Origin of the sequence: Leekyejoonella antrihumi, from assembly GCF_007845645.1 — a bacterium.
GTDB classification, from domain to species: domain Bacteria; phylum Actinomycetota; class Actinomycetes; order Actinomycetales; family Dermatophilaceae; genus Leekyejoonella; species Leekyejoonella antrihumi.
The window spans coordinates 1-23,647 of record NZ_VCQV01000042.1 but is presented as its reverse complement, the minus strand read 5'-3'; the positions used below and the strand labels follow the sequence as shown (position 1 = coordinate 23,647).

General features: G+C 69.4%; 24 protein-coding genes. 9 read left to right on the top strand and 15 right to left on the bottom strand.

Going from position 1 to position 23,647, the window contains the following annotated elements; genetic code table 11:
* Nucleotides 1-50 precede the first annotated feature (50 nt).
* Both FGL98_RS27255 and FGL98_RS21385 read left to right on the top strand, forming a co-directional pair.
* A complete protein-coding gene (locus FGL98_RS27255) occupies nt 51-422 on the top strand; it encodes a thioesterase family protein (protein ID WP_425461018.1) in 372 nt (123 codons plus the stop codon).
* A 76-nt stretch (nt 423-498) separates the two neighbouring features.
* On the top strand, nt 499-795 hold the full coding sequence (locus FGL98_RS21385) for a putative quinol monooxygenase (protein ID WP_146320332.1): 297 nt from the start codon (nt 499-501) through the stop codon (nt 793-795).
* Nucleotides 796-1,739: 944 nt separating this feature from the next.
* On the opposite strand, the gene FGL98_RS21380 is transcribed toward FGL98_RS21385, so the two are convergent.
* From FGL98_RS21380 to FGL98_RS21360, 5 genes are read right to left on the bottom strand one after another with little or no spacing between them, the layout of a single operon-like run.
* The gene (locus FGL98_RS21380) at nt 1,740-3,035 is read right to left on the bottom strand and encodes a DUF58 domain-containing protein (protein WP_146320330.1); all 1,296 of its coding nucleotides are present in this window, start codon (nt 3,033-3,035) and stop codon (nt 1,740-1,742) included.
* A gap of 13 nt (nt 3,036-3,048) precedes the next feature.
* Entirely contained in the window at nt 3,049-4,029 is a 981-nt protein-coding gene (locus FGL98_RS21375; RefSeq protein WP_146320328.1) for an AAA family ATPase, read from the bottom strand.
* Nucleotides 4,026-5,144, bottom strand: a complete 1,119-nt coding sequence (locus tag FGL98_RS21370) for a DUF4350 domain-containing protein (RefSeq protein ID WP_186526301.1) — start codon at nt 5,142-5,144, stop codon at nt 4,026-4,028. Before FGL98_RS21370 ends, FGL98_RS21375 begins: the two co-directional genes overlap by 4 nt.
* On the bottom strand, nt 5,141-5,782 hold the full coding sequence (locus FGL98_RS21365) for a DUF4129 domain-containing protein (protein WP_146320324.1): 642 nt from the start codon (nt 5,780-5,782) through the stop codon (nt 5,141-5,143). The genes FGL98_RS21370 and FGL98_RS21365 overlap by 4 nt, the downstream gene beginning before the upstream one ends.
* On the bottom strand, nt 5,769-6,812 hold the full coding sequence (locus FGL98_RS21360; RefSeq protein WP_146320322.1) for a DUF7847 domain-containing protein: 1,044 nt from the start codon (nt 6,810-6,812) through the stop codon (nt 5,769-5,771). Before FGL98_RS21360 ends, FGL98_RS21365 begins: the two co-directional genes overlap by 14 nt.
* A gap of 170 nt (nt 6,813-6,982) precedes the next feature.
* On the opposite strand from FGL98_RS21360, the gene ddaH reads away from it, so the two are divergent.
* On the top strand, nt 6,983-7,747 hold the full coding sequence (ddaH, locus tag FGL98_RS21355; protein ID WP_222432321.1) for a dimethylargininase: 765 nt from the start codon (nt 6,983-6,985) through the stop codon (nt 7,745-7,747).
* 10 nt (nt 7,748-7,757) lie between these two features.
* Here the strand turns inward: ddaH and FGL98_RS21350 are convergent, their stop codons facing one another.
* From FGL98_RS21350 to deoC, 4 genes are all read right to left on the bottom strand, one after another.
* Nucleotides 7,758-8,390 (bottom strand): uridine kinase family protein, encoded by a 633-nt coding sequence (locus FGL98_RS21350; protein WP_246136682.1) that lies wholly within the window; start codon nt 8,388-8,390, stop codon nt 7,758-7,760.
* Nucleotides 8,391-8,498: 108 nt separating this feature from the next.
* Nucleotides 8,499-9,398 (bottom strand): aldehyde dehydrogenase family protein, encoded by a 900-nt coding sequence (locus tag FGL98_RS21345; RefSeq protein WP_146320318.1) that lies wholly within the window; start codon nt 9,396-9,398, stop codon nt 8,499-8,501.
* Complete coding sequence (locus FGL98_RS21340) at nt 9,398-10,894, bottom strand: aldehyde dehydrogenase family protein (RefSeq protein ID WP_146320316.1); 1,497 nt, start codon at nt 10,892-10,894, stop codon at nt 9,398-9,400. Before FGL98_RS21340 ends, FGL98_RS21345 begins: the two co-directional genes overlap by 1 nt.
* A 9-nt stretch (nt 10,895-10,903) precedes the next feature.
* Nucleotides 10,904-11,887 (bottom strand): deoxyribose-phosphate aldolase, encoded by a 984-nt coding sequence (deoC, locus tag FGL98_RS21335; protein WP_146320314.1) that lies wholly within the window; start codon nt 11,885-11,887, stop codon nt 10,904-10,906.
* Nucleotides 11,888-11,925: 38 nt separating this feature from the next.
* On the opposite strand from deoC, the gene FGL98_RS21330 reads away from it, so the two are divergent.
* Nucleotides 11,926-12,585 (top strand): PH domain-containing protein, encoded by a 660-nt coding sequence (locus FGL98_RS21330; protein WP_146320312.1) that lies wholly within the window; start codon nt 11,926-11,928, stop codon nt 12,583-12,585.
* Nucleotides 12,586-12,616: 31 nt separating this feature from the next.
* Here the strand turns inward: FGL98_RS21330 and FGL98_RS21325 are convergent, their stop codons facing one another.
* From FGL98_RS21325 to FGL98_RS21315, 3 genes are all read right to left on the bottom strand, one after another.
* Nucleotides 12,617-15,013 (bottom strand): beta/gamma crystallin-related protein, encoded by a 2,397-nt coding sequence (locus tag FGL98_RS21325; protein ID WP_146320310.1) that lies wholly within the window; start codon nt 15,011-15,013, stop codon nt 12,617-12,619.
* A 90-nt stretch (nt 15,014-15,103) separates the two neighbouring features.
* A complete protein-coding gene (locus FGL98_RS21320; protein ID WP_146320308.1) occupies nt 15,104-16,783 on the bottom strand; it encodes a phospho-sugar mutase in 1,680 nt (559 codons plus the stop codon).
* 6 nt (nt 16,784-16,789) lie between these two features.
* On the bottom strand, nt 16,790-17,620 hold the full coding sequence (locus FGL98_RS21315; protein WP_146320306.1) for a purine-nucleoside phosphorylase: 831 nt from the start codon (nt 17,618-17,620) through the stop codon (nt 16,790-16,792).
* Nucleotides 17,621-17,694: 74 nt separating this feature from the next.
* Here FGL98_RS21315 and FGL98_RS21310 point away from each other — a divergent pair, with 74 nt between their 5' ends.
* Nucleotides 17,695-19,098 (top strand): NAD(P)H-quinone dehydrogenase, encoded by a 1,404-nt coding sequence (locus FGL98_RS21310; protein ID WP_146320304.1) that lies wholly within the window; start codon nt 17,695-17,697, stop codon nt 19,096-19,098.
* Between the two features lie 197 nt (nt 19,099-19,295).
* Here FGL98_RS21310 and FGL98_RS21305 read toward each other — a convergent pair whose 3' ends face one another.
* Nucleotides 19,296-19,484, bottom strand: a complete 189-nt coding sequence (locus FGL98_RS21305) for a hypothetical protein (RefSeq protein WP_146320302.1) — start codon at nt 19,482-19,484, stop codon at nt 19,296-19,298.
* A 177-nt stretch (nt 19,485-19,661) separates the two neighbouring features.
* Between FGL98_RS21305 and FGL98_RS21300 the strand changes: the two genes are divergently transcribed.
* Entirely contained in the window at nt 19,662-19,961 is a 300-nt protein-coding gene (locus tag FGL98_RS21300; RefSeq protein ID WP_146320300.1) for an antitoxin, read from the top strand.
* A 161-nt stretch (nt 19,962-20,122) separates the two neighbouring features.
* Nucleotides 20,123-21,508 carry an aspartate aminotransferase family protein gene (locus FGL98_RS21295; protein ID WP_222432320.1) on the top strand — a complete coding sequence of 462 codons (1,386 nt, stop codon included), beginning with the start codon at nt 20,123-20,125 and terminating at the stop codon, nt 21,506-21,508.
* A 34-nt stretch (nt 21,509-21,542) separates the two neighbouring features.
* Here FGL98_RS21295 and FGL98_RS21290 read toward each other — a convergent pair whose 3' ends face one another.
* Nucleotides 21,543-22,211 carry a helix-turn-helix transcriptional regulator gene (locus FGL98_RS21290; RefSeq protein ID WP_146320296.1) on the bottom strand — a complete coding sequence of 223 codons (669 nt, stop codon included), beginning with the start codon at nt 22,209-22,211 and terminating at the stop codon, nt 21,543-21,545.
* A gap of 90 nt (nt 22,212-22,301) precedes the next feature.
* Between FGL98_RS21290 and FGL98_RS21285 the strand changes: the two genes are divergently transcribed.
* Nucleotides 22,302-22,787, top strand: coding sequence for a hypothetical protein (locus FGL98_RS21285; protein ID WP_246136681.1), 486 nt, complete (start codon nt 22,302-22,304; stop codon nt 22,785-22,787).
* Nucleotides 22,788-22,887: 100 nt separating this feature from the next.
* Nucleotides 22,888-23,496 carry a TetR/AcrR family transcriptional regulator gene (locus FGL98_RS21280; RefSeq protein WP_146320294.1) on the top strand — a complete coding sequence of 203 codons (609 nt, stop codon included), beginning with the start codon at nt 22,888-22,890 and terminating at the stop codon, nt 23,494-23,496.
* Between the two features lie 34 nt (nt 23,497-23,530).
* Here the strand turns inward: FGL98_RS21280 and FGL98_RS21275 are convergent.
* The coding region (locus tag FGL98_RS21275; RefSeq protein ID WP_146320292.1) for a biotin/lipoyl-containing protein at nt 23,531-23,647 on the bottom strand (117 nt) is incomplete at its 5' end.

The window sequence follows — 23,647 nt, the reverse complement described above, 5'->3', positions numbered from 1 at the left end:
GCGCTCCCGGATCCTGCGCCGCAGCGGTTCTTCGCCGGTGTCAGCCCCGACTGGGGCTACGGCTGCGCCATCGACTGGCGATTCGTCACCGGTGGGTTCAACGACCTCGGACCGGCACGTGTCTGGTCGCGGCTTCGGATCCCCTCGTCGACGGTGAGACGACCTCACCCGCTCAACGACTGCTCGTGGTCGGCGGCTCCGCCAACGGTCTGTCGGGCGAGCTACCCCTCGCAAAATGGCTGTTCATCCCCTCGACGACCACGGCGACCATTCAACGGCCACCGGCCGGGGACTGGATGCTCCTCGACGCACGCACCACGATCGGCCCGGATGGCATCGGCTTGACGCAGGCCGCGATGCTCGACCATCAGGGATTCTGCGCGTCGATCAACCAGCCCCTGCTGGTCACCCCGAGAGGCTGATCAGACGGCGGCCGCGCCAATCGCGGCGTAGCCTGGCGGGCAGCAGCAGATCGGTTCCGGCTTCGAAAGGTTCCTCATGAGTGAACTACGCGTAGTAGCAGAGATCACCGCCAAGCCCGGCTCGGAGCAGGTCGTGCGGGACGCGCTCGCCACCTTGGCGGCCGCCAGCAGGGGCGACGACGGATGCAACAGCTATGAGCTCTTCGAGTCAGCGGCCGCCGCTGGGACGTTCTTCACCATCGAGTCCTGGGAGAGCCAGGCGAAGCTGGATGCGCATATGCAGGCTCCGCACCTGGCGCAGGCGTTGAAGGTAGCGGGCGAGCACCTGACGGCGGCTCCCGCCATCCATCCGCTGCAGTCGGTCGGGACCTGACACCCAGCGTCACGATGCCGAGATCGCAATTCTTGACCCTTCCACCCTGCTTTAGGGCGGAAAAGTGCGATCTCGGCGAGGCATACCCTCGGTGGGCGTATGGCGTCCGGGACGAGGTGAAACACGGTGCCAATGGACGAGCGGGCGACGCCCACCGGGGCTACAGCAGTCCCTCGCGCTTCAGCAGCCGGTAGTGGTCGACCAGTGCGACCGGCAGGTGCCGGCGTCAGTTCTTCTTGTCGCCGGGTAGCGGCGCTTTGGCCACCGTCTCGATCCACTTGGACTCGCTGGTGCCGCGGCGCCGCGCATCATTGACCAGAGCACGAGCGAACCGAACCGTCGACGCCGGTACACGGACCGGTGCGGGCGTCGTTGTCGTAGCCTGCCCTCCTGCTCGTCGGTGCCATTGTTGCTCACGTCGTGATCAGCGTCTACCTCGACGGTATCTTCACTGCATTCCTCCAGTTGGGTCACCCGGATCTGCGCGACCCGACGCGCCCGGTCACGGTCGTCGCGGCTTCCGAGGCTCGACTCGATAAGGTCAGCCAACAGTTTGTCACCGATGCGACTCTGAGGATCGTTCGCGGAGGTCGCCAGGTCGATCGCTCGGTCCAGTCGCTGTCTCCACTCACTGCGTCCCGCCTGATGTTGACCACGCAGATTGACCCAGGCCGGATTTGTGGATCCGAGCAGCGCGCCGCGAAGGATAGGGTAGGAACCCACCGACTCACGGCCCGACCTCGCCTGGGTTACACCGACGTGGTGGAACAATCGAGCACTCTTCACCCGATGACTGTCTCGCACGGATGCGATCAGTGTCGGTTGGGCGCACAGTCACGCGCCATCGTGCTGCTGTCGGGTGTGGAGACCGGGCGTCCTGCCGGCCTTGTTGTGGATGAGGCGGAACACGGTGCCACTGGACGAGCGGGCGACCCCCACCGGGGCTACAGCAGGCCCTCCCGCTTCAGCAGCAGATAGTGGTCCACGAGGGCGACCGGTAGGTGGTCCGGCGGTTCGTCGATGACCGTGACGCCGAGGCGGTGCAGCGCCTCCTGGGTGCGCGCACGCAGCGCACGGGTGCGCTCTGCGGCAGCCGCGTCGTAGGTGTGCGGAGCGTCGGACCGGTCGGCCGCCGCAGCCTGCACGGCGGGGTCGGCCACGGAGGCGAGGACAACGCGGTGGTGATTCACGAGCCCGGGAAGCACGGGCAGGAGCCCCTCCTCGATCGCGGCGGGCTCGAGCGACGTCAGCAGGACGACCAGGGCGCGATGCCGAGAGCGCCCGGTCACCGCTCCGGCCAGGGTGCGCCAGTCTGCCTCCACGAGCGCGGGTTCGAGCGGTGCCATGGTGGTGACCAGCTGGTGCAGCAGCTGTGAGCGGTCGGACACCCCGCTGACCCGCGCCCGCACGCCGCGGTCTCCCGCCAAGAACTCGACCCGGTCGCCGGCACGGGACGCGAGTGCAGCCAGCAGGAGCGCGGCATCCATCGCGGAGTCGAGTCTCGGGATGTCGAGGACGCGCCCTGCGCTGGTGCGAGAAGTGTCGAGCAGCAGCACGATTCGCCGGTCCCGCTCGGGCTGCCAGGTCCGCACCACGAGGTGCTGTCGCCGCGCGGTGGCGCGCCAGTCGACGCTGCGCACGTCGTCTCCGTCGACGTAGTCGCGCAACGAGTCGAACTCGGTGCCCTGGCCGCGCACCCGCACGGCCGAACGCCCGTCGATCTGGCGCAGCTGGGCGAGCCGGCTGGGCAGCTGCCGGCGGGATGCGAAGGGCGGCACGCAGCGCACCACACCGGGCACAATGATCGAGGACTGCCGCGCCGCCAGCCCAAGCGGTCCCACGCTGCGGACGGTGACCCGGTCGGCCGGCCGGTCACCCCGTCGAGTCGGGGCGAGCAGGGTCTGCAGCCGGGCCTGCTCCTGCGCCCGTAGGCGGAGCGGGTGGCGATTCGCGGTCGCTCCCGCCGAGGGCGCCCAGGCGTCGCGGAGGACTCCGCGCATGGTGCGACGACCGACGTTGCGCACGACGAGCGACGTGGCCGTCGACTCGCCCAGGCGCACCTGACCGACCTCGTCCCTGTGCAGCAGTAGCCCGCGTGGCACTGGAGCCAGCAGCAGATCGATCGCGATCAGGATGAGGGTCGCGAGGAGCCACCACCAGGCGGTCGCCGGGGTGGGTAGCAGCAGGACAGGCACCAGACCCAGCAGGGCCAGGGCCGCCGCACGTCCGGTCAGGGCCACGGGTCTGCTTCTCTCAGCGGGGGACCGGCACAGAGCCGATGGCCGAGGCGAGCACGGACCCCACGCCTACGCCCTCGAGCTCGGCCTCCGGTCGCAGCGAGAGGCGGTGGGCGAGAGTGGGGTGCGCCATCGTCTTCACGTCATCGGGGGTCACGAAGTCTCGACCATTGAGCCACGCCCAGCCGCGAGCCGTCGAGAGCAGCGCGGTCGCACCGCGGGGGCTGACGCCGAGGGCCAGCGAGGGCGAGCTGCGGGTGGCTCGAGCGATGTCGACGATGTAGGCGCCGACGGCCGGTGCGACGGTGACGCGTTGTACGGCTGCGGATCCGGCGGCAAGGTCATCCGGCCTCGCCACGGCACGGACGCCGGCCGCGGCGAGGTCCTGCGGGTCGAACCCCGCCGCGTGCCGCGCCAGCACCTGCAGCTCGTGCTCGCGGGTGGGCAGCGGGATGTCGATCTTCATCAGGAACCGGTCGAGCTGCGCCTCGGGCAGGGGATAGGTGCCCTCGTACTCCACGGGGTTCTGCGTGGCGGCGACCAGGAACGGTGACGGGAGCGGCATCGGCTTCCCGTCGACGGACACCTGGCGCTCCTGCATCGCCTCGAGCAGTGCGGACTGGGTCTTGGGCGGGGTGCGGTTGATCTCGTCGGCCAGCAGCAGATTGGTGAACACCGGTCCCGGCCGGAACGAGAAGTCGGACGTCGACCCGTCATAGACGAGCGAGCCGGTGATGTCGCCGGGCATCAGGTCCGGGGTGAACTGCACCCGCTTGCTGTCGATTGCCAGCGTCGCTGCGAGAGTCCGCACGAGCAGCGTCTTGGCCACTCCCGGCACACCCTGCAGCAGCACGTGCCCGCGGGCGAGGAGCGCGATCACCAGAGCCGACACAGCGGCGTCCTGGCCGACGACCGCCTTGCCGATCTCGGTGCGGACGGCGATCAGTGCCTGCCGGGCACGGTCCGCGGGGATCGGCGTCGTGGCATCGGGATTCATCGTGGTCTGACCTGCCTTTCGATGGAGCTCAAGTCTTGCGCGATCGAGGTCATGCTGACCTCATCCTCCGGCATCGGGCCGAACAGCAGCCGGTCCACCTCGCCCGGTTCGCGTCCACTGGATCGGGCGGCTGCCTGCACCAGGGTCTGCGGCGGGCAGCCATGGGGCAGCTGGAGGTAGGCCGTGAGACGGGTGCGGGTGGCCTCGCGCAGGATCGTGCCGGCGCGCCCGGTGGCCTTTGCTCTGCGGTAGAGCTGACCACGGCTGCGGGTGATCTCGTTGGCCGGGACGATCACCGGCAGTGGTTCGGGCACGAGGGCGCCCAGTCGACGCCCCCGCCAGAGGGCGAGCAGCAGCACCGCCAGGGCGATCACGATGATCGACGGGCGCACCCACGCCGGCCAGACGGACGGGGCGCCTGCCGCGGCCTCTTGGGAGCTCGACGACGCCGCGAACCAGATGAGGGTGTGGTCCTGGCCGAGCACCCGCAGCGCGATCGCCGCGTTGTCGCCGTGGAGCACCGTGTCGTTGCGCAGCACGTCGGCGCTGCCGAACAGCACCACCTGAGGCGCCGAACCGTGGCGCGGCAGGTCGATGAGCACCTGTCCAGGGTCCTCCGTGGAGGTGAAGCAACCGGGAGGCTCGCCGGCCCCGACGGGCTGGTAGGTGTGCTGGAACCCGCTGAGCTGCAGGCCGTCCAGACCGGTCACGGCGCAGCTGCCGGATGCGGTGGGGGAGCCGGACGCGGTGCTCACCAGGACGGGCAGCTCCAGCTGATCCACGACATACCGGTCCGGGTCGATCAGCACGATCCGATCGACCCGCTGGTCGCTGAGGTTGCGCAGAGTGCTCGGCGACAAGAGCTCTGGGCGGGTCACGACGAGGGTGGTGCCCGGGGTGGGTGCAGCGGCGTCCAGCGCGTCCCTGTCACGCACGGTCTGCAGGTGCACCCCCTGGTGAGACAGCACGCGGGCGAGCGCCTGCGCGCCCGTGCTGTGCGGGTTGTCGGGGTCCAGCGGCTCGCCGTTGGTGCGGGTCAGGGCGACCGTGATGACGGCCACGAGGAGCAGCGCGAGCGTCAGAGCACCCCATCCGAGCAGGCGGCGGCGGGTCACTGTGCGACCAGGCGATCCGGATGCGTGGGCCGTGCCTGCGCCAGCCGGTGGTCGAGGTCGCGGACAGCGCCGGCGCTGCCCGGGTCTGCGGTGGCACCGCCGTAGCAGACCCGATCGAACTCCCCTGCCGCGTCGAGCAAGGCGCGGCCCTCGGCGGGGAAGAGAGTATGCAGCTCGAGCGCGATCTCGTGCGCGGTGCTGCCCGGTGCGACCTGCACGAGCGCGCGTTCCTCGCTCGAACGGGCGACGGCCCGGAAGTAGTCCGTGAGTGCGTCACCGTATCGGCCACGACCCATAGCGGCCGCCGCCCTGCGCCGCAGCTCGTCGGCGTCGGCGCTCTCGCCGGTGAGCACCCCGCCGCCCGCTGCCGCCTTGACCCGGCGCTTGCTGCGCCGAAGGCGCGGGACGGTGACCGCGATGATCGCCACGACGACGAGCACGACGACGACCAGCAGCACCGGCGGGAGCCGGCCGGCGGAGTCGGCCAGGAGGCGCTGCAGCTGGTCGCGGGACCAGGCGATGACGCGGATGATCGGCGAGGACTGGTCGTGGTAGGCGGGTTTGGACAGCTCCTGCGCGAGCAGCTCGTGGGCGTGGGCGGCGCTGGGGTGCAGCGGTGGCCCATCAGCGCGAAACACTGGCTTTCGGATCGGCCGCGGCGATCAGCGTGACGTCCAGGGCCTCCTTGCGGATGCGCTGGTCCAGGTAGAGCAGCCCGGTCACATGCGCTTGAAACGGTGCCGTCAGCGCACTGATGAGGGTGCCCGCGACGGTGCTGACCAGCAAGGTGGTCGTCAGCACGGCAGTCCCGCTGGTGGCCGTCATCGCGATCGCCTCCGTCCCGAAAGTGATCACTGCCGACAGGATTCCGCCGATGAAGCCGACCACCACCGCGGCCAGCAGGCTGATGCCGAGGATGCGCCAGAACTGGTGGCGACTGAGCGCCCAGGACCGCTTGCACGCCGGGATGGGGCCGATGCGCTCGAGCACGAGCGCCGGCGCGGCCAGGCTGAGCCGGATGAAGGAGAACGCCAGCGTGAGGAACCACCCGATGCCCGCCAGCACCCCGACGATGATCGCCGCGGTCGACCCGAGAGTCGCGTAGATGAGCACGATCAGCAGCACCAGGAGGAGTATCGAGAGCGCGACTGCCAGGGTGATCAGCAGGGTCAGCCCGATCAGGGCCCAGAACCGGGGGCGAAATCGCGCCCACGCCGCGCCGATCGCCATACGCCTGCCCAGAACGGCCTCGGAGAGCACCACCATCAGCATGCCGGTCAGCAGCAGGTCACCGAATGCCCAGATGAACTTGCCTCCGTAGGCGACCAGCACGGTCAGGCCGACACCGACGCCTTGGCTGGTCGTGGGGATCTGCGCGACGACGACCATGGCCGCGGCCACGGGCACAGTGACGATCAGCCCGAGGATCAGCGCAAATCCGATCGTCGCACCCGGGTTGCCGCGGATCGTCGCGATCGAGCCCTCGAAGATGTCGCTCAGCGTCAGCGGCCGAAGTGGGATGACGCCCGGCTTGGGCGACATCGGTGGCGCAAAGCCGCCCGGGTACGGCGGGGCGCCCGGCCCCCACTGCGGCGGGCCGGGCTGACCGTACTGCGGCGTCGGAGCACGCCCGTCGTCCCCCGACGGACTCGTCCATCCGTTCGTCATGGGACGACCCTAACCGGTGGCGGAGCTGGTTCACCCGGCTTTACCTGTTGTCGAAATTCAGTGCAGTTGGGACGCAGCTCTGTACATTACTCGGCTCGACATCCATTGGGGTTGCGCCGTCGGCGATGATGAGTTCAGTGGATCGATGGCTCGCCCAGGAGGAAGACCCCATGAAGGCACTAGTCCGACGCCCCAGCCCACGGCTGGCGGAGGGTATTGTCACCCACCTCGACCGCACGCCGGTGGACTCGGCTCTGGCCGTGCGGCAGTGGGAGGGATACGTGGCCGCGCTGCGCGAGCACGGCTGGCAGACCCTCGAGGTGCCGCCGGCGCACGACTGCCCGGACTCGGCCTTCGTCGAGGACACGATGGTCGTCTACGAGCGCACGGCGGTGATCGCGCGACCGGGCGCTGACGCGCGCAAGCCGGAGACCGCCGACGCCGAGCGGGCGGTGCGCGACCTCGGCTACGCGATCGTCCGCATCGAGGCGCCCGGAACCCTTGACGGAGGCGACGTGCTGAAGGTCGGCTCGACCGTCTTCGTGGGTCGTGGTGGCCGCACCAACGGCGACGGCATTCGTCAGCTCCGCGAGGCGCTTTCGCCCCTCGGTGCGACGGTGATCGCCGTCCCGCTGACGAAGGTGCTGCACCTGAAGAGTGCCGTGACCGCGCTGCCCGACGGGACGGTTGTCGGATACCCGCCGCTCGTGGACGACGTGACGATGTTCGGCCGCTTCCTGCCGGTGCCCGAGGAGTCCGGGTCGCACGTCGTCCTACTGGACTCGCAGACGCTGCTGATGGCGGCCGATGCACCGCAGACGGCGCGGCTCTTCGAAGACCTCGGGTGGCGCGTGGTCACGGTGGACATCGGCGAGTACGAGAAGCTGGAGGGCTGCGTGACCTGCCTGTCCGTGCGGCTGCGCGGGCTCGGCTGACGGCGAGGCCTCAGACCGGGTCGGCGTAGGCGGTGGCGGCCAGCTCACGCTCCGCCGCGGCGGGAGAGAGCACCCGGGCGCCGAGGGCACGCTGGGCCGCGACGAGCTGCGGCTCGGCGTGAGTCAGGCGGAGGCCGCGAGTCCACAGGATGTGCGGTGGCTTGCGGTGCTCGCGAAGGTCCCGAGCAAGCCTGCGGCCGAAGGTGATCCAGCGCGGATGACAAACACAGATCGCGTCGAGCAGCAGACCTCGCTCACGTAGCGGCGCGATGATGTGGGCCGCGAAGATTCCTTCGGCAACGACGACGGGCGCGCCGTGGGCGAGCACAGTGATCTGGTCGCCGGCCGTGCTCGCGGCGATGTCATAGACCGGGACGGTGGTCTGACCGGTGCGGCAGATCTCCTCGAGAGCCGCAACGGCCCGGTCCACGTGCCAGGAGCGCACGTCGTCCCAGTCCGCCAGACCCTGCGTGATCATGGGCAGGGTCGGGTCGGTGCCGTCCTTGTAGAAGTCGTCCAGCGCGACCACGGGCCAGCCGTGCTCACGGCGCAGCCGAGTGGCGAGCCGGCTCTTGCCCGATCCGCTCGGTCCGCACAGCACGACAACCCGGACCGTCGGGCGAGGACTTTGTGGGGCTCTCACGGGGTCCTCGCAAAGTACCGAGTGAGGCACGAGCGAGGACTTTGTGAGGCTCTCACCGGGTCCTCGCAAAGTACCGAGTGAGGCACGAGCGAGGACTTTGTGGGGCTCTCACCGGCCCTTGGGGTGCCAGACCGTCTTGGTCTCCAGGAACGCGCGGACCCGGTGCAGGTCCGGGGTCACCGACCAGTCCGGCTCGATCGCGTCGGCGCCGTCACCGGCCGGTCGCACGACCCGCTTGACGCTGTCGGCGCCGGACGCCTCGAGCTCGCCCCAGGACACGTCGGCCGCGTCGGCGGCGCCGGCCAGGTCGATCGCGTTCACGTCGCGATGCGATGCCAACCAGGGCGCCAGCTCGGCGGTGCGACCGGTGATGATGTTGACGACGCCGGCGGGCACATCGGAGGTGGCCAGCACCTCCGAGAAGCTGATCGCCGGCAGCGGGCGGTCCTCGCTGGTGAGGACCACGACCGTGTTGCCGGAGACGATCGCGGGTGCAATCACGCTGACCAGGCCGAGCAGTGAGCTCGCCTGGGGCGCAAGCACGCCCACTACGCCGGTCGGCTCGGGAGCGGAGATGTCGAAGTAGGGGCCGGCCACCGGGTTGAGGTTGCCGAGCACTTGCGCGAGCTTGTCGGACCACCCGGCATACCAGACCCATCGGTCGATCGCCGCGTCCACGACGCGCGTGGCCAGCGGCCGGGTCAGTCCCTCGCTGGCGGCCACCTCGCTGATGAACTGCTCGCGGCGGCCTTCGAGCACCTCACCGACGCGATAGAGCACCTGACCGCGGTTGTAGGCGGTGGCGCCGGCCCAGCCGCTGACCGCCGAGCGGGCCGCCTTCACCGCGTCCCGAACGTCCTTGCGGGAGCCCTGCGCGGCGTTGGCGAGGAACTCCTTCTTCCGGTCCTGACCGAAGACCTCATACGAGCGGCCGGACTCGCTGCGCGGGAACTTGCCGCCGATGTAGAGCTTGTAGGTTTTGCGGACTGGCAGGCGCTGCGCGGCCATCAGTGGGATCCTCCCGTGCGCGTGGACCGAGCTGTCGAGGGTGCGGAGTCCAGGCGGAGGTAGGCCTCGAGCCCGTGCCGGCCGCCCTCCCGGCCGTAGCCGCTCTCCTTGTAGCCACCAAAGGGTGAGGTGGGGTCGAACCGGTTGAACGTGTTGGCCCAGACCACACCGGCACGCAGCTGGTCGGCCATCCACAGGATGCGCGAACCCTTCTCCGTCCAGATGCCGGCGGACAGGCCGTAGGGCGTGTTGTTGGCCTTCGCGACCGCCTCCTGTGGGGTGCGGAAGGTCAGCACTGACAACACCGGCCCGAAGATCTCCTCCTGGGCGATGCGGTGCGACTGTGACACACCAGTGAAAACCGTTGGGGCAAACCAGAACCCATTCTTCGGGAGGGTGCACTCCGGGCTCCACCTGGTGGCGCCCTCGGCGACCCCGACCTCGGCGAGCTCAGTGATGCGGGCCAGCTGCGCCGCCGAGTTGATGGCGCCGACGTCGGTGTTCTTGTCCAGCGGGTCACCCACGCGCAACGCCTGCAGCCGGCGCTTCAGGCGGCGAACCACGTCGTCGGCAACCGACTCCTGCACGAGCAGGCGGGAACCGGCGCAGCACACCTGACCCTGGTTGAAGAAGATGCCGTTGACGATGCCCTCGACCGCCTGGTCCATGGCGGCGTCGTCGAAGACGATGTTCGCCGCCTTGCCGCCCAGCTCGAGTGACAGTCGTTTGCGGGTGCCGGCGATGCTGCGGGCGATGCCCTTGCCGACGCCGGTCGACCCGGTGAAGGCAATCTTGTCGACGTCGGGGTGCTCGACCAGCGCCCGGCCGGTCTCGCCGGCACCGGTGACGATGTTGACGACCCCCGGTGGCAGGTCGGCCTGCTGGCACACCTGCGCGAACAGCAGCGCGGTCAGCGGGGTGGTCTCGGCCGGCTTGAGGACCACGGTGTTGCCCGTGGCCAGGGCGGGCGCGATCTTCCACGCCAGCATGAGCAGCGGGAAGTTCCACGGGATGATCTGCCCGACGACGCCGAGCGGCTTCGGCGCGGCGGACCCGGCGGGGGTGAACCCCGCATACTCCAGCTTGTCGGCCCACCCGGCGTGGTAGAAGAAGTGCGCTGCGGCGATCGGGATGTCGACGTCGCGCGACTCCTTGATCGGCTTGCCGTTGTCGAGCGTCTCCAGCACGGCGAACTCGCGCGCGCGCTCCTGCATGATGCGCGCGATCCGGAAGATGTATTTGCCGCGCTCGGTGCCGGACATCGGGCCCCACACCCGCTGGTAGGCGCGGCGGGCGGCCCTGACCGCACGGTCGACGTCGGCGGCGCCGGCCTGCGAGACGTCCGCCAGGGACTCCTCGGTTGCCGGGTTCAGGGTCTTGAACGACCCGCCCTCGGCTGGCTCGACGAACTCGCCGCCGATGAACAGCCCATAGGAGGAGGCGATGTCGACGACCGCCCGGGACTCGGGTGCGGGTGCATACTCGAACTTGGACATGGGTGTCTCTCAGTCGATCGTGACGTAGTCGGCGCCGGAGTAGACCCCGAGGCGCTGCTTCTGACGCTGCAGCAGGAGGTCGCCCAGCAGGCTGGATGCTCCGAAGCGGAACCACTGCGGGTCGAGCCAGTCGTCACCGGCGATCTCGGAGACCATCACCAGGTAGCGCAGCGCATCCTTGCTGGTGCGGATGCCGCCCGCGGGCTTGACACCGACCATGGAGCCGGTGAGCTCGCGCCAGTCGCGGACCGCCTGCAGCATGATCAAGGTCACCGGCATCGTCGCGGCCGGTGCGATCTTGCCGGTGGAGGTCTTGATGAAGTCCGCGCCCGCCAGCATGGCGAGCCACGATGCGCGTCGGACATTGTCGTAGGTGACCAGCTCGCCGGTCTCCAGGATCACCTTGAGGTGGGCGTCCGGCCGGTCGCCAGGTCGCGCACAGACCTCTTTGGTCGCCGCGATCTGGTCGAAGACCTTGCGGTAGTCACCGGCGAGGAAGGCGCCTCGGTCGATGACCATGTCGACCTCGTCGGCCCCCGCAGCGACGGCATCCGAGGTGTCGGCCAGCTTGACGGTCATGGAGGCACGCCCGGACGGGAACGCGGTGGCCACGGCAGCCACGTGGATCCCGGTGCCGTGCAGCGCCGCTCGCGCGACCTCGACCATGTCGTTGTAGACGCAGATCGCGGCAACCGGCGGTGTGGACGGGTCGCTGGGGTCGGGGGCGGCGCCCTTTGCGCACAGGCCGCGCACCTTGCCGGGGGTGTCGGCACCTTCCAGCGTCGTCAGGTCGATCATGGAGATCGCCAGGTCGATACCCCACGCCTTGCTGCTGGTCTTGATCGATCGAGTGGCCAGTCCCGTGGCTCGCGCCTCGCAGCCGACCTGGTCGACGCCGGGCAGGCCGTGCAACCAGGACCGGATGGAGGAGTTCGTCGGCGAGGTCACTTCGAGGATCTCTCGGGCCTGCGACTTTGCTACGGATCCACTCACAGGCGCCAGCGTACCCGGCGTGCCTCATACTCGAAGGTATGCCACATCACCGCTCCGATGCCCAGCCTGATGCGACGACGCGCAGGGTCTTCCGGCAACCCGGCGCCCACATCACGGGCTGGGCATTCATCGGGTGTCTGACCATCGCCTGTGCCTTCTACCTGGCCAACGATCCGTCGCACTGGTTCGAACCGATCGGGCTGTCCGCGCTGGTCGCCCTGGTCGTATGGGTGGTCCTCGTGAGGCCGGCGGTTGTCGTCGCCGAGGACGGCGTCGAGCTGCGCAACCTGGTGCGCGACGTGTCGATCCCGTGGACGCAGGTCGACCTGACCACCCGCCGCTGGAACCTCAAGATCTACACGCAGGGCGGCGACAAGTACGGCGCCTGGGCCATCTCGCAGCAACGCCCCCGGCGCGGGACTCCCATGGTGGGCGAGGTTGCGATCGGCGGGATGCGGATGCACGGCTCGATCCGCAACCCGCCGCCGGTCAACACCTCGCTGCAGGCCCGCGGAGCCTCGGCGGAGTCGGTCGGCACGCTGATCGACCAGACCAAGGAGGACTACGACAACCTCGTCGCGGCCGGCGAGCTGACACCGTCGACTCAGCCGATCCAGGTCCGACCGGCGATTCCGGCCCTTGCCGCGATCGCGGTCGCCGTGGTGCTCGCGGTGGTGTGCGCCGTGATGTTCGGCTGACGGGCGGTGTCGGTGCGCTCGGGCGAACAGGTCAGCTGACGCCGATCGGTCCTACGATCGCTCCCTGGTCCGAGCCGGTCAGCACCGGTGACTGCAAGGTGTAGGTGTCGGTTACGGCGTCGAAGACGGCCACCGTCGTCTCCTGGCAGTTGGGGATCGTGACGTTCAAGGACGCGCTCGGTCCCAGTGGCATGGTCTGCAGCACGTTCTCGGCCGGATAGCCAATCAGCTGCACGGTGCGCGCCTCGGTGGTCTCGTTGTACAACCGGTAGATGTGTACTGCCCCCGGCGGCGGCCCGAAACCGACCGCTACGTCCGCTGTGGCCGACCCGCCGGGGCTCGTCGCGGTCAGGCGATAGCTGGTCTGCGCCCGTTGGGGCACCGGGTCCGACAGGCTGTCGGACCACGCGGAGTCGTAGCTGCCGCTCCTGCTGCCGATCGGCGTGCCGGCGCGGGCGACCGTCAGGGCCGTCGCGTGGCGGACCGACCAGGTCACCTGGATGCTCGCCTGCCCCATGCAGGTCGTGATGTAGCCGGGGGTGGCATAGAACGCGTCGATGGCGGGAGCCTGGTAGGCCTGCACATCGACCGTCACGTCCTCGCGGACGATGACCGGCAGCCCGAACAGCGGACTGATCACGGACAGCTCGTTGTGCAAGGTGTGCAGTCCGGCCGACAGTTTGATCTGCTCGTTCCCGTTCATCCGGTTGGCGTCTGACAGGTCGGTCCGACCGGCTGCGGCGAACCCCCGGTCCGCGGCAAGCAGGTGCGCGTTCTCGCTGATACTCCAGGTGTTGACCACTGATCCGTTGGTCATCGCCAGCGTCGTGGTCTCGGGCTGTGTGCTCGTCGCCGAGATGGCGCAGCCGATCAGACTCGCATCGGCCAGCGTGTCATTGTCGAGAAAGAAGGTCTGTGGGCTGAACGGATACAAACCGGGCCCGAATGTCCTGGTCTGATCGGGAGAGCCCATCGTCCAGTTGCCCGCGAACACGACCGCCGAGCTGACGAGATTGGACGCTCCGAGATCCGCCAACGCGGTCGAGGTGAACAGGTGCCAGTGTCGGCCGCGGAAGTTGTGCTCGAAGACGATCAGGTGTCCGGCGTACTGGTTCACCGTCGCGACCGCCGCCGTGGAGCAGACCTGCAACGACGAGAGCGCACCCCCGGCCCCCAGCGCTCCCAGATCCGGATACAGCCCCGGCAGAAGGCTTGCGCCCATGGGCGTTTGGGCGTTGATGTCTCGATAGAGCTGCCACTGGCCGGACACGATGGCGAGGGAGCTGACCGTGTCGTTGAACGTGTTGTCGTCGGCGGCAGCCAGATCCGGTTCGTCATTGAAGACGTGCTTGTGCTCGCCTTGGAAGTCGACTGCTTTGAACAGGACCGCGTGACCGAGTATGGGCGCGGCCGACACGGTCGGTGAGTTCGACGTCAGACGCAGCGACGACAGGTCGTCGTTGGTGATGCCGACGGGATCCAGGTTGGGGTAGATGCCCGGCCCGAGCCTGACCGGCGTGCCGACCCTGACGTATGGGCGGCCGTAGTCGATGTCGGCGAACACCTCCCAGACGCCGGAGACGACAACGATGCTGGACACGATGTCGTTGAAGGTGTTGTCCTCCGGGGCGGCGAGATCGGGCTCATCGGCGCAGAGGTGCTTGTGCCGGCCATGGAAGTTCGCGTGCTCGAACAGGATGATCTCGGGCGGCGCAGCAGAGCGCCAGAGCGCGAAGTCGCTTGTCGAGTTGTCGCCCGAACCGGCGAGCTCGAACAGCCGGGAGTCGCCCCCGCTTGCGGTCCCGTCGGCGCTGTTCGAGCCCACGTAGGGGTTGTCCCAGTGAACCGTGGCCGTTACGGACCCACCTTGATACGTCGCGCGGCCCTCTGTCCCGGTCAGGAAACCCGACGATTCCGTCCGCCATCCACCGGTTTGACCTGCCCCGATGCTGATTGGCGGAGTGGTGACCCAGATGCCGTGGTCCAACTCAATCCCGGTCCGTGCCAAGGGAAGTCCCGTCGCATTGAGCAACGTGCTATCGGTCGAGCGCGCTGCGCCGCTCGGCGGACCGCCGGGAGTGCCGTTGCCCGTCAAGACCATCGTGACGGTCGCGTTGTTGCCGGACCCACCGGTGAAGGACGCGCCAAAGGGCGGGTTGGCACTGGCCTGATAGCTGTTCGTCCCCGAAAAGGGGTTGTCCCAGTTGATGTTGACGTCATCGCCGCCCGATCCGATGTGATAGGTCAGGTGCCCTTCGGTGCCAGTCATGAACCCGTTGGACTCCGACTCCCACGTCACGGTCGCCTGTGCGGCGACGGTTGCCGGTGGCCGGGTGGTCCACTCGCCATGCGCGAGGCTGTTGTCCCCCAACGTCAGGACATCTGCGGTGCTGTTCTGCAACTCCACGGTGGTGCTACGTGCGGCCACGACCGGCCTTCCTCTCGGGTGACGGGGCCGCCGATGCGGCCTGTCAACTGCTAGGAGGACTCCGTGCCGGTCCCTGATACCGGCACGGCGTTACAACGCGGCCGTCAGCTGCTCCATGTGCGCGCGCACGGCCGCGAGCGACTGGTGCGCGGCCCCGCGGGTGTCCGCGATGGCCTCCAGGTAGATCTTCAGCTTCGGCTCGGTGCCGCTGGGTCGCACGATGATGCGGGTCCGGTCGGACAGGTAGTAGCGCAGTCCTTCGGTCGGCGGCAGCGACCGGCCGCCGTGCGCCAGGTCGTCGGCCTGCACGACCTCGCGGCCCCCGATCGCGGCCGGCGGGGCGCTGCGCAGGCGCTGCATGATCCGGTCGATGACCGACAGGTCGTCGACGCGCACGGAGAAGCTGTCGGTCAGGTGGGCACCGTGCTGCGCTGCCAGGTCGTCCAGCACGTCGAGCAGCGTGCGGCCGGCCGCCTTGAGGGCCGCCGCATACTCCGCGATCAGCAGTGCGGCGCTGATGCCGTCCTTGTCGCGCACTGCCGCCGGGTCGACGCAGTAGCCCAGCGCCTCCTCATACCCGAAGCGCAGGTGCGGCACGCGGCTGATCCACTTGAACCCGGTCAGCGTCTCTGTGTGCGGCACACCGGTCGCCCGCGCCATCGCGCCGAGCAGCCGGGAGGACACGATCGAGTTGGCGAGCACCTCGCCGTCGGCGACGCCCCGCTGCAGGACGCGGGCCCCGATGAGTGCGCCGACCTCGTCTCCGCGCAACATCCGCCAGTGGTCGGTGTCCGCGCGACGCCCGCTGCGGGTGTCGCGGTCGGCCGGGGCGTGTCGCGGGTCCGGCACGGCCACGGCGCACCGGTCGGCGTCCGGGTCGTTGGCGATGACCAGGTCCGCGCCGCTCTTGCGGGCCAGGTCGAGGGACCGGTCGATGGCACCGGGCTCCTCCGGGTTGGGAAAGGGCACGGTGGGAAAGGTCGGGTCCGGCTGCGCCTGCTCGGGCACGGCTGTCGGCGTGGGGAACCCTGCCTGGGCGAACGCCCGGTGGAAGACCTGTGACCCGACGCCGTGCAGCGCCGTGTGCACGATGGCGATGTCGCGCGGGCCGTCCGGCTCGACGACCCGGCATACCGCGTCCACGTAGTCCTGCACGATCTCGTCACCGAGGGTCGTCCAGCCGTCCTCGACCCGGGCGACGGACGCGGCGGTCGGGAACCCGTGGATCGCCACCGCGATGTCGCGGTCGGCCGGTGACACGATCTGGCTGCCGTCGCCCAGGTAGACCTTGTAGCCGTTGTCCTGGGGCGGGTTGTGGCTCGCGGTCACCATCACTCCGGCGTCCGCACCGAGACGGCGTATGCCGTAGGCCAGCACGGGCGTGGGCAGTGGCCCGGGCAGGACGAGGGCGTTGCCCCCCGCGGCCACGACGACGCCGGCGGTGTCCCGGGCGAACACGTCGGAGCCACGCCGGGCGTCATACCCGATGACGACGGTGACCTGCGTGCGGCCCAGGGTCTGCTGCAGATAACGGGTCAGGCCGGCCGCGGTCCGCAGCACGACGACCCGGTTCATCCGGTTCGGGCCGGCGCCGAGCGCGCCGCGCAGGCCCGCCGTGCCGAACTCGAGCCGGCCGGCGAAGCGGTCCGACAGGTCCTCCTGGGCGCCGGTGTCGCCGTCCTGCGCGGCGGCCAGTACCGCCGCCAGCTCGGCGCGGGTCTGCGGGTCGGGGTCATCGGCGAGCCAGGCCCGCTGCGCTTCGTAGGACACGTGGCCTCAGATCTTCGCGACGACGGAGGCGAGCAGTCGGCCGCAGCGGCCGGCGGCGGCCCGGCCGGCCTCGATGACCTCGGCGTGCGACAGCGGCCGGTCGCCGATGCCGGCGGCGAGGTTGGTGACCAGGCTGACGCCGAGGACCTCCAGGCCGCTCTGCCGGGCGGCGATGGCCTCCAGCGCGGTCGACATACCGACCAGGTCGCCGCCCAGAGTGCCCACCATGGACACCTCGGCGGGCGTCTCGTAGTGCGGCCCGCGCAGCTGGGTGTAGACACCCTCCGGCAGCTGCGGATCGACGGTGTGCGCGATGTCCCGCAGCCGCGAGGAGTAGAGGTCGGTCAGGTCGATGAAGGTGGCGCCTTCGACCGGCGAGGCCGCGGTCAGGTTGAGGTGGTCACGGATCAGCACCGGGGTGCCCGCGGTCCAGCTCGGGTTCAGGCCGCCGCAGCCGTTGGTCAGCACGATCGCCCGGGCGCCCACCGCAGCGGCGGTGCGCACGCCGTGCACGACCGACCGGACCCCCTTGCCCTCGTAAAAATGGGTGCGGGTCCCGAAGACCAGCGCCCGCCGGTCGGAGTCGCCGATGCGCACCGAGCGCATCGCGCTGTCGTGCCCGGTGACGGCGGCCTTGGCGAACCCCGGCACGTCCTCGTTCGGCACCGTCGCCAGAGTCTCACCGATGACGTCGGCGGTCTGGCCCCAGCCGGAGCCCAGCACCAGGGCGATGTCGTGGGTGGGCGAGCCGGTGCGTTCGGCGATGACGGCGGCGGCGCGCTGCGCCACGTCGAAGGGGTCGATCCGCGGGTCCTGGAGATCGAGAAAGTCTGTCACGGGAGCCAGGTTAGCCGGGGGTGTGGGTCACGGCATATGACCGGCGGGTGGGCGTCGTGGTTTCATGGTGTCCCGTGAGCGCACACAAGAAGTCGGTCGTTATCGTCGGTGGCGGCCCCGGGGGATACGAGTCCGCGCTGGTCGCCGCGCAACTCGGCGCCCAGGTCACCGTCATCGAACGGGACGGACTCGGTGGTGCGGCGGTGCTGACCGACTGCGTGCCCAGCAAGACCCTCATCGCCACCTCGGACTTCCTGTCCCGGTTTGCCAGCGCCGGGCGACTCGGCGTCGGTTTCGAGGGCACCGAGGACAACCAGCACGCCGAGGCGCACCTGGGCCAGATCAACGCCCGGATCCTGGACCTGGCGAAGGCGCAGAGCCACGACATCCGCGCGCAGGTCGAGAGCGTGGGCTGCCGCGTCCGCATCGGCTCGGGCCGGGTTCTTCGGCCCGGACGGGTGCAGCTGGACCAGGACGACGGCACGAGCGAGGAGCTGGCCGCCGACGTGATCCTCGTGTCGACCGGCACGACCCCGCGGGTGTTGCCGACCGCACAGCCCGACGGCGAGCGCATCCTCACCTGGCAGCAGATCTATGACCTGAAGGAGCTCCCGGAGAAGCTGATCGTGGTCGGTTCGGGAGTCACCGGCGCCGAGCTGGCCCACGCCTACCTCGGACTGGGCTGCGAGGTCACGCTCGTGTCGTCACGCGACCGGGTCCTACCGGGGGAGGACGCGGACGCCGCGACGGTCATCGAGAACGTCTTCCGGCGACGCGGTATGCAGGTGCTCAACCGTTCGCGCGCGGCCTCGGCGGTGCGCGCGGGCGAGGGGGTTGTCGTGAACTTGGAGGACGGTCGCACGGTCGAGGGCAGCCACGTGCTGCTGGCCGTCGGCTCGACCCCGCTGACCAAGGACATCGGCCTGGCGGAGGCCGGCGTCGAGATGACCGCGTCCGGTCACATCGTGGTCGACCGGGTGTCGCGCACGTCGACGCAGGGCATCTATGCGGCCGGCGACTGCACCGGGGTGCTGCCGCTGGCCTCCGTTGCGGCCATGCAGGGCCGGATCGCGATGGCGCACGCACTCGGTGACGCCGTCGCGCCGCTGAACCTGCGCGGTGTCTGCGCCAACATCTTCACCGACCCGGAGATCGCGACGGTCGGCTACTCGCAACTCGACGTCGAGCAGGGGCGCGTTGATGCGCAGGTCGTGACCCTGCCGCTGTCGACCAACCCTCGCGCCAAGATGCGCAATATCCGAGATGGCTTCGTCAAGCTCTTCATGCGGCCGGGCAGCAACACCGTGGTCGGTGGAGTGGTGGTGGCGCCGCAGGCGTCCGAGCTGATCTACTCGATCGGGCTGGCGGTGCAGAACCGGCTCACCGTGGACCAGGTGGCGAGCACGTCCTCGATCTACCCGTCGATGACCGGCTCGATCGCCGAGGCCGCACGGCGGCTGCACTCGCTCGATATCTAACGGCTTCGCACCGACGCGTCACCCCACAAAGTTCTCCGCTCGCGGGCTCGCTCCGATACTTTGCGGGGACCCCGACGCGTCACCCCACAAAGTTCTCCGCTCGCGGGATAGGAAAACGGGAGACGAGCAGTGCTCGTCTCCCGTTGCTGTGGGTGGGGTCGTTGGCCGGGGGTGCCTGGCGCAGGCTCAGTCTCGGCTCAGTGCGCGAAGCTGTGCGACGCGAGGCCGCGATAGTAGCCGACCAGCGGCTCGTGGTGGCGGACTCGCTGCACGCGGTTGCGGGCGAAGAACTGGACGGTCCAGGTGCCCACGGTCGCGACGAGGGCGACAAGCGCGATGGCGGTGATGACCATCGTCCCGATGAAGACTCCGTTGATCATGTTCATGGTCGATGCCTTTCTACATGTGTAGTACCGATGAGAAAGACACTACGCCCGTAGTGTCGTGCTGGCAAGTCGGCGAGCGCCCGGTGGGATGTGATCTCGGTCATTGCCAGACTCGGCGCATGCAGGGACGTGGGCTAGGGTCAAAATGACAGGACCACCGGCAGAAGGAGCGTGCCCATGGGCGCCAACGAATGGATCAACAAGGCCAAGGACTTTGCCACCGGTCACAAGGACCAGGTGCAGGGCGTCTTGGACAAGGCCGAGGATGTCGTCAAGGCGAAGACCGGCGACAAGTACGACGACAAGATCGCCAAGGGGCGAGGCGCCCTGGAGGACAAGCTCGGCTTCACCGGCGGAGGGCAGTCGGGCGCCGCCACCGGCGGGCCGGCGGCCGGCGATGCCGCCGGTCAGCACACGGGCGAGTCAGAGCCGGACGTGGGCGCCCCTGGCGTCGACGGCGCGCCCCGCGCAGAGTAGGCCCATCGCCTACAAGGCAGGCAGCGAGAAAACGGCGTGCACCTGGTGCGCGCCGTTTTCGGCTCGCAGGGGCGCGGGCCTCGACGTGCTTCGGGCCTCGTCCAGCCGTTCGCTCCGCATACCCAGGTTTGCCGCCGACCCGGATGGATAGAGTGTGGAGTGTGTCGACCGAGAGCCACTTCGACCTACGCGACCTGCTCGCTCGTCGTGGCGGTGAGAGGTATGACCTGCAGCGCCGCTACCTCAACCCGCAGCTGCCGCGGATGCTGCACGCGATCGGCTTTGACCGCATCTACACGCACGCCGAGGGTGCGTACCTCTATGACGATGCCGGGCGCGACTACCTGGACATGCTGGCGGGCTTCGGCGTGTTCGCGCTCGGGCGCAACCACCCCGTCGTGCGGCAGGCGGTGCACGATGCCCTGGACGCCGGGCTCGCCGACCTGACTCAGTTCGACGCGCCGCCGCTCGCCGGCCTGCTGGCGGAGGCGCTGCTCGCGCATGCGCCGCACCTGGATCGCGTCTACTTCGGCAACAGTGGGACCGAGGCCGTGGAGGCCGCGCTGAAGTTCGCGCGGTTCGCCACCGGGCGCAAGCGCATCGTCTACTGCAAACATGCCTTTCACGGTCTGACCGCCGGCTCGTTGTCGGTGAACGGTGAGGTCGACTTCCGCAAGGGATTCGGACCGCTGCTTCCCGACGTCGCGATCGCCATGGGCGACCTGGCCGCGTTGGAGCACCAGCTGCGCCGAGGTGACGTCGCCGGCTTGTTGGTCGAGCCGATACAGGGCAAGGGCGTGGCCGTTGCGCCGCCCGGCTTCCTCGCCGCCGCCCAGCAGCTGCTGCATTCCCACGGCGCGCTGCTGATCGCCGACGAGGTCCAGTGCGGGATGGGCCGTACCGGTGACTTCTTCGCCTTCCAGCACGAGAACGTCGAGCCCGACCTCGTCGCCACCGCGAAGGCCCTGTCGGGTGGGTACATCCCGGTTGGGGCGACGCTGGGACGGGAGTGGATCTTCGCCAAGGTCTACTCGTCGATGAGCCGGGTGCTCGTGCACGACTCGACGTTCGGATCGAACGCGCAGGCGATGGCGGCGGGGCTGGCCACGTTGCACGTGATGCAGACCGAGGGCGTCGTCGAGAACGCACGCAAGATGGGTGAGCTGCTGCAGACCGGGCTGGCCGACCTGGTCGATCGCTACGAGCTGCTGCACGAAGTGCGCGGGCGCGGGCTGATGATCGGCATCGAGTTCGGCCGGCCCGAGTCGTGGAAGAGGCGCACGGCGTGGACCGGGCTTCGGCTGGCCCGCAAGGGCTTGTTCGCGCAGACGATCGTGCATGCACTGTTCCACCGGCACCGCATCCTCACCCAGGTGTCCGGTGATCACCTCGAAGTGATCAAGCTCATCCCGCCGCTGACGATCGGCGAGGCGGAGGTCGACCGCTTCATGAACGCCTTCGTCGACGTCATGGACGAGGCACACCGCGGGAGTGCGCTCACCTGGGGTTTCGGCAAAATGCTCATTCAGCGGTCCCGTCGACCCTGAGGGGCGACCCGTCGCGGACCGGCTGGGCGGAGGCCTACACGAGCGCGCGGGGGTGGATCACGATGCAGCAGCGTCCGGGCTGGGGCGCCAGCTCGGCTCGGTCGGGATCGTCGCCGCGGCCCACGAGAGCGCCACGCACGAACGCGTGGTTGAGGCCGCACACCAGCTGGGCGTGCCGGCGGGACACCTGATGGAAGGGGCAGTTGCGCAGTTCGACGTCGCCGCGTTCGGCAACCTCGGGCTGGTAGCCGTTCTCCGTCAGGGTGGTGAGGAGGTCGCGGCCCGGTGCCGCCGTCGCGCGACCCTCGACCTCGGCGGCGGCCACCACCGCCGATCGCACGGTGCCGGAGTCGTCGGACACGACGGCGTCGGCGAGCAGGCGGGCCAGCAGGGTGTAGTTGCGTGGCGGCACGCTGAGGCTGACTTCTTCCTGCGCCGGCCGATAGTGCTTGGCGGGCCGCCCGGCGCCCGGGCCGCTCTGGCCATCGGGGCGCGCGTAGGAGGTCGCGAGCAGCCCTGCGTCGGCGAGCCGGTCGAGGTGGTAGGCCGCCAGGGTGCGGCTGATCTCGGCCGCGCCGGCGGCGGCCTCTCGGGGAACTGGGTGCTTCTGGGCGGCCACGTAGTCGTAGAGCCGCCGTCGCACCGGATCGGCCAGGGCGCTCAGATCCGGTGTGGCGTCCTCGGGCGGTGGTGGTTCGACCATGGACAGATTCTAACACCAATGCTTATTGACAAAAGAGAGATGGCGGGCGCATTCTAAAAGTTGTCAGGTTAACTTTTAGAAGGAGTCCTCATGAGTCACATGACGATGCGCTCCGCGCATGTCCAACAGCCGTCCGATCTGGGAGCCCGGCTACGGAACGATCCCGCCTACGGCGCCTACTGGCTGCTGCGTATCGGGTTCGTGGTCCTGCCTCTATGGATGGGCATCGACAAGTTCGCCAAGGTCCTCAACGTCAACTGGCCGGGCTACCTGGCGCCGTGGATCGTGCACCTGCTGCCGTTCTCCGCCCAGACGGCGATGTACGTCGTCGGTGCGGTGGAGATCCTGGCCGGGATCCTGGTGGCCCTCAAGCCGCGCTATGCGTCATACGTCGTGGCGCTGTGGCTGGCCGGCATCGTGATCAACCTGCTGACCTACTCCGGCTTCTACGACATCGCGCTGCGCGACTTCGGGCTGCTGATCGGTGCGCTGGCGCTGGCCAGGCTGGCGGCGAAGTATGACCAGGCGTGGACCCGCGTGATGCGGACACACGACGAGGGTGCAATCACCGAATGAGCACGCCGGCGAGGGGCCCGAGCCACGACGTTCGTCGACGGGCCCCGGCCGGTAGTGTTTTACCTCACACGCAGGTTCGAGCGCAGGAGATGGGGTCGCAGTGGCAAGGTCACGGCCGAGCGGAACGCGCGCCCGCCAGGAGCACCTGCTGGAGTCGGCGATCCAGGTGGTGGGGCGCACCGGACTGCGCGGGCTCACCCATCGAGCGCTCGACCGGGCGGCCGACCTGCCCGAGGGCACCTGCTCGGTCTACTACCGCACCCGCCTCGCGCTGCTGACCGCACTGACCGAGTACGTCGCCGCCAAGCTGACCGCGGACGTCGCGCAGATGACGCAGAGCCTGCCCGACCTGAACGACGATCCCGGCGCGGTGATCGACCAGACCACGGCCTTGCTGCTGCGCTGGTCGCAGAACCCGGAGCTGCTGGTCACCATGGGTGACCTCGCTCTGGAGGCGGTGCGCACGCCATCGCTGCGCGACGACGCGAACACCTGGCGTCAGCAGCTGGTCGATGTCGTGGCCGTGCTTGTGGAGCGAAGCTGCAAGCCGCAGCCGCGCCTTCGGGCACAGGCCGTGGTGGCCAGCCTGGAGGGCGTGGCGCTCAGCGCACTCGGCTACCCCGAGGCCGGTCGCGAGGAATATCTGCGCAGCACGATCTCGATGGTGCTCACCGGTCTCGCGGAGTTCCACGCCGAGTCGGTCGGCTGACGGTTCTGTTGGGGTGACCGCCGTCCGCGGAAGGTCAGTCCTTGATCTCGGCCAGGACGGTGCCTGCGGTGACGGTCTGACCGACCTGGGCGGTCAGGCCGGTGATGGTGCCGGCCTTGTGCGCGGTGATCGGCTGCTCCATTTTCATCGC

What these genes read in the sequence shown, in the direction of transcription:
- FGL98_RS21385 (WP_146320332.1), top strand. Translation starts at nt 499, where the DNA reads ATGAGTGAACTACGCGTAGTAGCAGAGATCACCGCCAAGCCCGGCTCG.
- FGL98_RS21375 (WP_146320328.1), bottom strand. Translation starts at nt 4,029, where the DNA reads ATGAATCCCGATGCCACGACGCCGATCCCCGCGGACCGTGCCCGGCAG.
- FGL98_RS21360 (WP_146320322.1), bottom strand. Translation starts at nt 6,812, where the DNA reads ATGACGAACGGATGGACGAGTCCGTCGGGGGACGACGGGCGTGCTCCG.
- ddaH (WP_222432321.1), top strand. Translation starts at nt 6,983, where the DNA reads ATGAAGGCACTAGTCCGACGCCCCAGCCCACGGCTGGCGGAGGGTATT.
- FGL98_RS21345 (WP_146320318.1), bottom strand. Translation starts at nt 9,398, where the DNA reads ATGGCCGCGCAGCGCCTGCCAGTCCGCAAAACCTACAAGCTCTACATC.
- FGL98_RS21340 (WP_146320316.1), bottom strand. Translation starts at nt 10,894, where the DNA reads ATGTCCAAGTTCGAGTATGCACCCGCACCCGAGTCCCGGGCGGTCGTC.
- FGL98_RS21330 (WP_146320312.1), top strand. Translation starts at nt 11,926, where the DNA reads ATGCCACATCACCGCTCCGATGCCCAGCCTGATGCGACGACGCGCAGG.
- FGL98_RS21305 (WP_146320302.1), bottom strand. Translation starts at nt 19,484, where the DNA reads ATGAACATGATCAACGGAGTCTTCATCGGGACGATGGTCATCACCGCC.
- FGL98_RS21300 (WP_146320300.1), top strand. Translation starts at nt 19,662, where the DNA reads ATGGGCGCCAACGAATGGATCAACAAGGCCAAGGACTTTGCCACCGGT.
- FGL98_RS21290 (WP_146320296.1), bottom strand. Translation starts at nt 22,211, where the DNA reads ATGGTCGAACCACCACCGCCCGAGGACGCCACACCGGATCTGAGCGCC.
- FGL98_RS21285 (WP_246136681.1), top strand. Translation starts at nt 22,302, where the DNA reads ATGAGTCACATGACGATGCGCTCCGCGCATGTCCAACAGCCGTCCGAT.